This is a genomic window from Synechococcus sp. (assembly GCF_982614295.1).
On record NZ_CEXBMR010000009.1, the window covers coordinates 1 to 9,938 of the forward strand.

The following is a 9,938-nucleotide window of genomic DNA, read 5'->3' on the forward strand; positions in this document are numbered from 1 at the left end:
GCTCTGGGGCCTTGCTGTTCGGGCTTTTATTCGGCCGCCTTGGTGCTGCCCTGCCGGCTTGGCAACTGCTGGCCTCGCAGGCTTTGATGTATGGAGCCTTAACTCTGTTTGTTCGGCCCGGGGAGCTAGCCCCAAGTGAAACGGCACTCAACGCAAGGCAACCTTTGCTGGCTTTGCTTTGCGTGGGGGCAGTTGCTGGTTTGGCCGGCGGTTTACTTGGCCTCGGCGGCGGCCTTGTGATGGTTCCAGTGATGGTGAGCGCCTTGCGCTTACCGATTCATCTCGCGATTCGGTTAAGCACCTTTGCGGTGCTTTGCGCTTCCAGCGTTGCAGGTTTGCTGTTTTTGCAAGCGGGCCGAGGTGAATGGCTTTCAGCCTTGGTTTTAGGCGGATCTGCAGCGATTGGAGCGCGTTGGTCTGCAGCGCGTTTGCAGCGGGTGAAACCGGCCCAACTTGCGTGGCTGTTGCGGCTGCTTACTTTGCTGCTGGCAATTGATAGCGCTAGGAGGGCTGCAATGCTTTTTTATAAATAGATGCGCAGCCCAAGGATCATATTTATCTCTTAACGCAGCTTTATTTTAAATGCTTCATGGTATACACTTATGAAAGTTGATTTGTTTTTACTGTGAACCAAAATTCTATTAAGGTTGGCGCTGCGGTAATTGCATTTGTCGCCATCCTTGTGGCCCTTACTGATATTGAGGTGGGATTAGTGCGATGGGTAAGCTGTGGTCCGTTTTCCACCCCCGGAGAAGATCGCAGTGAACTTTGCAAAAGAAAATAATAAATAACCTAAGGCATATCCTTTGGCCAAAAGCTTGGATCAAGTTCAAAGCCTAATTCAGCAACCATTTGGTTTAGATTGTTCCTTATTTGATAACCCTGCATTTGGCTCCAATGGTCTAAAAGAAATAAGCGATGGCTTACCCATAAACTCAAAGCATCCTCACTAAACCTTATCCCTTCAGTTTTATTGAAACTATGGGGCACCAACATTGCCACGTGCCTACTCAAATGACCATTTTCACGCTCAAGCAGCAAAGGCAACCAGGGGCAAAGTGCATCAGCTCTTAGGCTCCACAGCCTGCATTCAGCTATTTCGCTAAGTTCCCTTGGGTCATTTTCTGGCCTTGGCCATTCCAGTTTTAATTGCAATTTTGCTTCCAATTGGAGAAGCTCCTTCACGGGCAATACCCAAATTGGTTCTAAGGCTTCAATGTTAAGCCCCATAATCTGGCCGGCGCTGATATTTATGGTTTGTATTTGAGTCATTTGCTTGCCCTGGCAACTCTTTGGCTTACATTTACAGCGTGATCTGCCATTCGTTCAATACAACGCAGCACCAGAACTAGTAGTAAGGAAGCTTCATATGCTTGAGCTGAGGTGGGAATTGGATCCATCATTTTTTCTAGAAGTTGTTCGTAGTCTGCATCTACTAAATCATCAAAATTTTGTAATTTAGCTCCAGCACTTCCATCATCATCACTAACGCAATCAAGTGCAAGTGCAAGCAGTGAACGACAACGATCTAACATTATTAAAATCGCATCCCTCTGCGGTAACGGTTGTGAGGGTAGTAGCCTCTCCCCCAATTCAGCTAATTCTTTGCAATAATCGCCAATGCGCTCTAAATCTCTAACACAGTGAATATAACTTAGAACCTCGCAAACCTGTTTCTGAGATAAGCTTTTATCATTTAGCAATTGAGTGCAACTATTTTCTAACTGATGATAAATGATATCAATTTTATCATCGCTACTTCGTATTTGTGGCGCTGCTTCCATATCTGCAATCGCAAGAACAGATCTCGCTAGAACCGCCGATTCCTCCACCATGGAACCCAATTTCAAAAGTTGTTGTTTAAGACTGTTTAAAGCCAGTGAATCTGGGCTAGGGGCGTTTCGCCCTACCTTTTGCATACGCCTCCAAGCCAGGATGGACATGAACTGAGGGATAGCAAGTAGCAACCTAGTTGGCCGAAGCCGCTAAGAGCTGTAACAGGAGCGATCTTTTTTGTGCTGTTTGGTGGAGGATGGCATGGTTTGCTGTAACGCTGTGGATTCCGTTGTTTCCCAAGTTGAGATCTACATCGCCTTGATCGTTGCACTACATGGTGCTGTTTTGGCGATGCGCCTTTGCGTGAGCCTTTACAGGGCTTGATCTGGCTGCTAAAAGCGGGTGTGTTGTTTGCTTTTTAGTGCGAAACGAGAAAACTGCACCGCAAGCAAGCCCACCACGTCGCACCGCTTCCCATTTGCGTCCGTTAGAGGGTCCAGCACCTGCTGTTGTGTTGGCTTCCAGCGCATCGATTGCAAGGGAGGAGATCATGTTTGCGGGTTTGGGCCTGTTGCTGAAAACAGCGGGGCTGCTTTTAGCGGTTGTTACCCTTGCGAAATTAGCTTTAGCCCATCAGCATCGCCTTGATCGGCATGGTGAAATTCAAGCGGTGCTGCAATTGCAATTGGATCGTCTCCAAAAACAACAAGTGCAGCTGGATCGGCTTTTTTCAAGCGATGGTCAACAGGTGGTGTTCCAGCAAGAACAGCAGTGGATTGCCCCAAATCGCCGCCGTGTTGTTTGGTCGCCAGCAGTACCAAGCCCCTAACTTTTTGACTACTTCATTCTTTTCTGATGATCAATCCTGCCGCTGATAGAGAAAACCGGCTGGTAATTGTTACTGGTGCATCTTCTGGCGTTGGATTATGGGCTACAAAAGCACTGCTTGATCTTGGTTGCAAAGTTGTTATGGCGGTTCGTGATACCACCAGGGCTCAAATTGCAGCAGCAGCATTGGGGCTTTCGGCAAAAAACTTAATTCCACTAACTCTTGAATTGTCTGATTTAAATTCAGTTCGAGAATTCGTTAAATCTTTTCGCAACTTAAATCTACCCCTTGATGCTCTTGTTATTAATGCTGCAATATATAAACCATTACTAAAGCAACCGGAATGGAGTGCTCAAGGCTATGAATTTACGATGGCCACTAATCATCTGGGTCATTTCTTGCTCACCCGATTGCTTTTGGAAGATTTAATAAATTCTGATAACCCTGATCGACGCGTTATTACCCTTGGCACAGTAACAGCTAATTCAAGTGAACTTGGCGGTAAAATTCCAATCCCAGCACCGGCAGATCTAGGCAATTTAGCTGGTTTTGAGCAAGGTTTTAAGGATCCAATCGCCATGGCAAATGGCAAAGTGTTTAAACCTGGAAAGGCTTATAAAGATAGTAAACTTTGCAACATGATTATCAGCTTGGAGTTGCATCGTCGTTTCCATAGCTCCACTGGGATTACATTTAGCTCTTTATATCCAGGATGCGTAGCTGATAGCCCATTGTTTCGCCATAGTTTCCCCGCCTTCCAGCGAATCTTTCCCTGGTTTCAAAAAAATGTTACCGGTGGTTATGTAAGCCAAGAACTGGCTGGTAATCGCGTCGCTCAAGTAGTTGATTCGAATGAATTCAAAGCTTCTGGTGTGCATTGGAGTTGGGGAAATAGGCAGAAAAAAAATCAGCAACAATTTCAACAGCAATTATCAAGTAAGATAACTGACCTTGCAACAGCAGAAAAAGTTTGGGATTTATCTAGTAAATTAGTTGGTTTAAACTGATTTCCTAATATAGTTTTAGTTGTAGTTAGTTGTCAGCTACCTGGCAGTGCCCTCAGAGCTTCATTTGATCCCATTACCACAAGTAGCTCGTTAGCTTGCAGAATGTGAGAAGCGGGAGGATTAACAAATAGTTTACCGCTTGGCCCTGCAGCAAGAACGCTCACATTGTAATGCTTACGCAGATTAATTTCGCGTAAAGATTTCCCTATAAATTCCTGGGGTATTTTTATCTCTTCAATACTATTTATATCATCTAGCCTGAGCTGTTCTAGTAAATTAGGGCGAATAAGTTCCATTCCCAATCTCCTGCCTTGCATCTTTGATGGGAAAACAACCCGATCGGCACCAACCCGTTCCAGCATTTTTTGGTGAAGATCACTTGTTGCCCTAGCGATCACCTGTTTCACCTTTGTGCCAGGGGTATCTTTACAAATCAAGGTGGCGGTAATACTCGCTTCTATCGGTTCGCTGATCGCCACTACCACAGTGGCTAGTTCTAATACCCCAGCGGCCCGCATGGCTTCTTCATCAGTGCAATCCACCACTCGGCTTTCAATTGAGGCATCAAAATGTCTCAATTCATCTATGGCCCGTTGGCTCGAATCAACTGCCAACACATCTGCTCCAGAGCGCAGCAATTCAGCGCAAACAGATGAACCAAAACGCCCCACTCCAATCACTGCAAAACCCCTCGCTTCGCCGTTGTTGCTCCACTGCCACCATTGATTCATATTTGAAGTTTCAATTGCCATATTTCTACTCGAAAACCTTACACATACAAATCTTCCTTGGGATAACCCACCCTGGTTTCAGCTGTGCTGCCATAGATGGCGGAAAGCAAGAGCAAAATGCCGATTCGGCCAACAAACATGCCAACCATTAGCACAAGTTGCCCCCAGCGGTTGAGGTTTGCAGTTACGCCTAGATCAAGCCCCACAGTGCCAAAGGCGGAGACACATGTGAAAAGCTTTTCAATAAAACTGTAGTTCTGGTGATTTGGAAGGCCGATAGCAGTTGGGCCTATCCCCAATAAAAGTGCCATCAATACAACAAATAATAGCGAAGCAATCGTAACTCCCACCGCCCTTAATACAGTGCGATCCGGAATCATGCGGCGGTGCATTAATACATTATGCCGCCCTTGCAAAGTAGAACGGGTGGCACCCATTAAGATTGCAAATGTTGTGGTTTTTATGCCGCCACCTGTGCCACCTGGGCTGGCTCCAATAAACATTAATACAATCATCAAAAGTAAACCAGCATCAGTTATTGATTTGGCCGATAGAGGAATGGTGTTAAACCCAGCGGTGCGAGTGCTGATTGATTGAAAAAGACTTATTTGGAATTTTTGCAATAAATTAAATTGCGATATTGCTCCAGCCTCAAGGCCAAAATGCTCTGTAAAAATAAGTCCTAAGCAACCTAAAGCTATTAAAACAGCAGTTGTTCGTAATACCAGCCTGGTGTGGAGGCTTAAGCTCTTTAATATTTTCAAGCGTTTTCGATTTGCCCATAAATCATTTGTTACCCACCAACCAATACCCCCAATCACAATCATTGAAGCAATAACTGCATTTACAACGATGTTGTCTCTGTAGTTTTCTAGATTATTAGCCCACAGCCCAAATCCAGCGTTGTTGTAAGCGCTGATCACATGAAATATTGAAGCCCATGCTCTTTTGGCTGGATTTTCAATATCAGTAAAACCAAAAAAGTAGAGCACGGCAGCACCAATACCCATCACCCAAGCGGCGCATATCAAAATGCCTTTAAAAGTGGGGCCTATGCCGCCAACGCCAAATTCATCAAGGGCACGACCTTTATCTAAGCGTTGCCTCAGGCCCGAACGCCCTTGCACAAAACCTTGTAAAAATGTTGTGATGGCCATTAAGCCAAGGCCGCCAACTAAAATTAATCCGCTTAGTACAATTTGCCCCAAAATTGTTAGATCTTGATCTACAACAATTATTGATAAGCCGGTAACTGTAATCGCAGAAGTAACAGTAAATAAAGCTTCCCAAAGGCCCACAGAGTCACTTGAACATAGATCTGATGAAAGTAAAAAAGTACCCACAATTATTACTAACAATCCTGTTAATATTGTGAATTGTGGCACCGTGAGCCGCTCACGCCGGTGCTGCAAAGCAGCAACACTTTTTGGGATGAATTTTTTATCCATACATCACAACCTACCTCTAAACTTCAAAGAATTTTTACTACCAAGTTGTCTCGCCCTCAAGTGATTCACTCCCACAGCCTCACTTCAGAGCAGTGTTTGCAGGAATTGGCAAGCTTTCCTACAGGTTTGAGCCGGGTTGAGGCGGTTCGCCGGCTTGCGGCTGCAGGGCCAAACCGCTTGGAGCTAGCCCAGGGTCGCAGCACCTGGAAAATTCTTTGGGATCAATTCAGCAACGTGATGTTGCTGATGTTGCTTGCGGTGGCAGCGGTATCTGCGGCGGTAGCCCTCCATAAGGAGGTGTTCCCTAAAGATGCGATTGCAATTTTGGTGATCGTTGGCTTAAACGGTTTGCTTGGTTTTCTGCAGGAGAGTAAAGCTCAACAGGCTTTGCTTGCCTTGCGAAACATGGCGCAGCCGATGGTGCAGGTGAAACGTGATGCTGAATGGCAACGTATAAGTAGTGAAGAACTTGTTGTTGGCGATGTAGTACGCCTTGAAGCTGGTGATCGCGTTCCAGCTGACGCGCGTTTAATTGAAGTGGCTGAACTTGGCGTGCGGGAATCGGCTCTTACCGGTGAAGCGGAAACGGTATTTAAAAATTCCAACTTGCTGCTTGATATCCATACACCTGTGCTTGAGCGCACCAATTGCTTATTTCAGGGCACTGAAGTGGTGCGCGGCCGTGGAGTAGCGCTGATAACAGCCACTGCAATGGCCACCGAATTAGGCCAAATTGCTGAGTTGATTAACACTGCAGGGGGAGAGAGCACCCCGTTGCAGCAACGCCTTGATGGCCTTGCAAAGGTATTGGTAATCGGCGCATTGGCTCTCGTGGCGCTGGTGATGCTGCTAGGTGCCCTGCTGGGGCAATCCCTTCTTAACTTGCTTGAGGTGTCGCTATCTATGGCAGTGGCGATTGTGCCTGAAGGCCTACCTGCTGTTATCACCGTTACCCTCGCTATAGGCACTCAACGCATGGTTAAGAGGGCCGCTTTGATAAGGCGTTTGCCAGCGGTGGAGGCTCTCGGTTCAGTAACGGTTATTTGCTCCGATAAAACCGGCACCCTCACTCAAAACCGCCAAGTGGTGCAGGAATTGCGCATTGGCACTGAAAGTGTGGCTGTTACTGGGGTGGGTTACTCCCCCAGCGGCATGCTCACCAGCAGGCTGCTCACCCCACCTCAAAATTCCTCCCCCGGCTCCAGCGCTGAAGCAAGGCAGTTGTTATTGCATGCCGGTGTGTTGTGTAGTGATGCCGAGTTAAAGCAAGATGCCGAAAAGAATTGGGAGATCCTTGGCGATCCCACTGAAGGCGCTCTTGTTGTTGTGGCAGCAAAAGCTGGCATCGATGCGTTTGCAATTCGCAGCAAGTTCAAGCGTGTTGCTGAGATTCCATTTAGTTCAGAGCGTCAGCTGATGGCTGTGTGGTTGCAAGATCTCAGCGGTGAATTGCAAGCCCCCCTTGGTTCGTTAGCAAACGGTTCCACTCGGCTCTTGATCAGTAAGGGAGCGCCTGAGGTGATTATTGGCAATTGCAAGCGCTGGATTGATGCTTCTGGTGTTGCGACCCTTTCACTAGAACAACAGCAGTGGTGGCTGGATCAAGCTCAGGGCCTAGCGGCAGCAGGTTTAAGAGTGCTGGCTTTTGCCTGCGCTCCCCACCATGAAAGCCCAAACCATGAATTAGATGATCAGGTGCTTTTAGGTTTAATGGCTCAGCTGGATCCAGCCCGACCAGAGGTTATTAAGGCGATTGCCACCTGCCGCCAAGCCGGTATTCGCCCTGTAATGATCACTGGCGATCACCCGCTTACGGCAAAAGCGATTGGCGCTGGCATTGGTTTATGCAATCTAGATGCTGAGGTGGTGCTCGGCCGTGAATTGGAAGGTTTTAATGATGAGCGCCTGCAGGAGGTGGTGATGAAGAGCAGCGTTTATGCAAGGGTGCCACCTGAGCAGAAGTTGCGCATTGTGAAAGCTCTGCAGGCAAGGGGGCAGGTGGTAGCAATGACCGGGGATGGTGTTAACGATGCTCCAGCTTTAAAGCAAGCTCATATCGGCGTAGCGATGGGGATCACAGGAACTGAAGTGAGCAAAGAAGCTGCAGATATGGTGTTATTAGATGATAATTTTGCCACCATAGTTAATGCTGTAGAAGAGGGAAGATTGGTTTATGCAAATATACGTCGATTTGTTAAATATATTTTAGGTAGTAATGTAGGTGAATTAATCACAATTGCATCTGCGCCATTGCTGGGCTTGGTTGGTGTGCCCTTAACGCCTTTGCAAATCCTGTGGATGAATTTGGTTACAGATGGAGTTCCAGCTTTGGCATTAGCCCTTGAACCCGGCGAAAAAGGTTTGATGGATAGGGCCCCAGCTGAACCTGGCGAATCAATCTTTGCCCGCGGCATTGGCCGTTACATTCTGCGAGTTGGTGTGATATTTGCGTTAATTGTGATCGCTTTGATGTTCTACGCATCTCGAACTAATGCCCCTTGGCAAACAATGGTATTCACCACCCTTTGCCTAGCGCAGATGGGTCATGCCCTATCGGCCCGCAGCGATTTACCTTTAATTCAAGTGGCACCCTTTTCAAATCCGTGGCTGATCTGGGCAGTGCTGCTCACTTCTGGCCTGCAATTATTGCTGCTTTATGTGCCTTGGCTTTCAAACTTCTTTGGCACCACAGCTTTAAAGGGGCATGATCTACTCATTTGTGTTGGGTTTAGCCTACTTTTCTTTTTATACCTAGAGCTAGAAAAAATCTGGCGGCAGTGGCGCCTCAAAGGAGAAGCTCATAGCTAATTTCGCTGAAACAACGGGATGGCATTCCCACTTGTGGCATCCCACTACCCAAGTGGTTTCGAGCCCAACGCCAATGCGGGTGCGTTGCGCCAAAGGTAGTGAACTGGAGCTTGATGATGGCAGGGTGTTAATCGATGCGATTAGTAGTTGGTGGGTAACCCTGCATGGCCACGCTGAACCCAGCATTGCCGCAGCAATTTCCCGCCAGGCTGTGGTACTGGAGCAGGTGATTTTCGCCAATTTCAGCCATGAACCAGCTGAAGATTTGGCAACCAAATTAAGTGCCCTTACCGGCTTAGATCGGCTCTTCTTTTCTGATAACGGCTCCACGGCGGTAGAGGTGGCATTAAAGATCGCCTGGCAATGGTGGAGGAATCAAGGCAGCAAGAGGTATCAGCTCATTGCTTTTGAAGGTGCCTATCACGGCGACACCTTCGGAGCTATGGCTTTAGGTGATCGTTCTTTATTCACCGAAGCCTATGAACCACTGCTTTTTAATGTGGCAAGGGTTGCTTGGCCCCATTGCCATTGGGGCGATAACAGTGTGGAATTGCGGGAGCAGCAGGCCTTAAGCCAGTTGGCGTTGGCGTTGGAGACACCAACTGCAGCGGTGATTCTCGAACCTTTGCTTCAGGGTGCTAGTGGTATGCGCCAAGTGCGTCCAGGCTTCCTAAGAGCAGTGGCGGAAATGGTGCAGGGCTCTGGAGCGCTGCTAATTGCCGATGAGGTTTTTACTGGTTTTGGCCGCACTGGAGCACTATTCGCCTGCGAAAAAGCGGGCATAAAACCTGATCTGATGGCTCTCTCGAAGGGGCTTACAGGTGGTTTTATGCCAATGGGCGCAACGATGGCTAGTGAACGGCTTTATCAAGGATTTATTAGTGAACGGCCAACCGACACTTTTTTCCATGGCCATAGCTTTACGGCTAATCCTTTGGGTTGCGCCGCTGCCTTAGCAAGCCTTGAGTTGCTGCAGCAATACTCCGAGCGGTTTAGTGGTTTTGAGGAGCGGCATATTCCTTTATTGAAACAGCTCAGCCTTAACCCATTGGTGCGGCAACCGCGTTGCTTGGGCAGCATGGCCGCCTTTGAAGTGAATGCCGGTGAAAACAGCTATCTCAACCCAGTGGGTAAACAGATCCAACGGCATTGCCTAGAGCTAGGCGTGTATTTGCGCCCTCTCGGCAATGTGGTGTATTTGTTGCCGCCTCTCTGTATTAGTGATTCCCAGCTTCAGTGTTGTTATGGGGCTTTGGAGCAGGCCATAGATGCTTTGGCTTAGCTGGCAGTGGTTGCAAATACCAAGCCCGGCAAGCCGCGTGGAATCAAACCAAACACC

11 protein-coding genes are annotated in these 9,938 nt (G+C 47.7%); 7 read left to right on the plus strand and 4 right to left on the minus strand.

What is annotated here, in order from left to right; genetic code table 11:
* A partial coding sequence (locus tag AC2JC8_RS02575; protein WP_484594156.1) for a TSUP family transporter occupies positions 1 to 533 on the plus strand: 533 nt, incomplete at its 5' end.
* 92 nt (positions 534 to 625) lie between these two features.
* Entirely contained in the window at positions 626 to 784 is a 159-nt protein-coding gene (locus AC2JC8_RS02580) for a hypothetical protein (protein WP_484594157.1), read from the plus strand.
* Between the two features lie 8 nt (positions 785 to 792).
* Here AC2JC8_RS02580 and AC2JC8_RS02585 read toward each other — a convergent pair whose 3' ends face one another.
* Complete coding sequence (locus AC2JC8_RS02585; RefSeq protein ID WP_484594158.1) at positions 793 to 1,272, minus strand: CRR6 family NdhI maturation factor; 480 nt, start codon at positions 1,270 to 1,272, stop codon at positions 793 to 795.
* Complete coding sequence (locus tag AC2JC8_RS02590) at positions 1,269 to 1,943, minus strand: phosphate signaling complex PhoU family protein (protein ID WP_484594159.1); 675 nt, start codon at positions 1,941 to 1,943, stop codon at positions 1,269 to 1,271. The genes AC2JC8_RS02585 and AC2JC8_RS02590 overlap by 4 nt, the downstream gene beginning before the upstream one ends.
* Before the next feature lie 94 nt (positions 1,944 to 2,037).
* Between AC2JC8_RS02590 and psaM the strand changes: the two genes are divergently transcribed.
* The 3 genes from psaM to AC2JC8_RS02605 are packed head-to-tail and all read left to right on the plus strand — an operon-like array spanning position 2,038 to position 3,612.
* Positions 2,038 to 2,160, plus strand: a complete 123-nt coding sequence (gene psaM / locus AC2JC8_RS02595) for a photosystem I reaction center subunit XII (RefSeq protein WP_261354917.1) — start codon at positions 2,038 to 2,040, stop codon at positions 2,158 to 2,160.
* 37 nt (positions 2,161 to 2,197) lie between these two features.
* The gene (locus tag AC2JC8_RS02600) at positions 2,198 to 2,605 is read left to right on the plus strand and encodes a hypothetical protein (RefSeq protein WP_484400496.1); all 408 of its coding nucleotides are present in this window, start codon (positions 2,198 to 2,200) and stop codon (positions 2,603 to 2,605) included.
* Positions 2,606 to 2,631: 26 nt separating this feature from the next.
* Positions 2,632 to 3,612 (plus strand): protochlorophyllide reductase, encoded by a 981-nt coding sequence (locus AC2JC8_RS02605; protein ID WP_484594160.1) that lies wholly within the window; start codon positions 2,632 to 2,634, stop codon positions 3,610 to 3,612.
* Between the two features lie 32 nt (positions 3,613 to 3,644).
* On the opposite strand, the gene AC2JC8_RS02610 is transcribed toward AC2JC8_RS02605, so the two are convergent.
* Together AC2JC8_RS02610 and AC2JC8_RS02615 are read right to left on the minus strand one after the other, a co-directional pair.
* The gene (locus AC2JC8_RS02610) at positions 3,645 to 4,343 is read right to left on the minus strand and encodes a potassium channel family protein (protein WP_484400506.1); all 699 of its coding nucleotides are present in this window, start codon (positions 4,341 to 4,343) and stop codon (positions 3,645 to 3,647) included.
* 38 nt (positions 4,344 to 4,381) lie between these two features.
* Entirely contained in the window at positions 4,382 to 5,791 is a 1,410-nt protein-coding gene (locus tag AC2JC8_RS02615) for a potassium transporter TrkG (protein WP_484400493.1), read from the minus strand.
* A 45-nt stretch (positions 5,792 to 5,836) separates the two neighbouring features.
* On the opposite strand from AC2JC8_RS02615, the gene AC2JC8_RS02620 reads away from it, so the two are divergent.
* On the plus strand, positions 5,837 to 8,599 hold the full coding sequence (locus tag AC2JC8_RS02620; RefSeq protein WP_484400492.1) for a cation-translocating P-type ATPase: 2,763 nt from the start codon (positions 5,837 to 5,839) through the stop codon (positions 8,597 to 8,599).
* Positions 8,592 to 9,881: an adenosylmethionine--8-amino-7-oxononanoate transaminase gene (gene bioA / locus AC2JC8_RS02625; RefSeq protein ID WP_484400504.1), complete on the plus strand. Its 1,290-nt coding sequence runs from the start codon at positions 8,592 to 8,594 to the stop codon at positions 9,879 to 9,881. The genes AC2JC8_RS02620 and bioA overlap by 8 nt, the downstream gene beginning before the upstream one ends.
* Positions 9,882 to 9,938 lie beyond the last annotated feature (57 nt).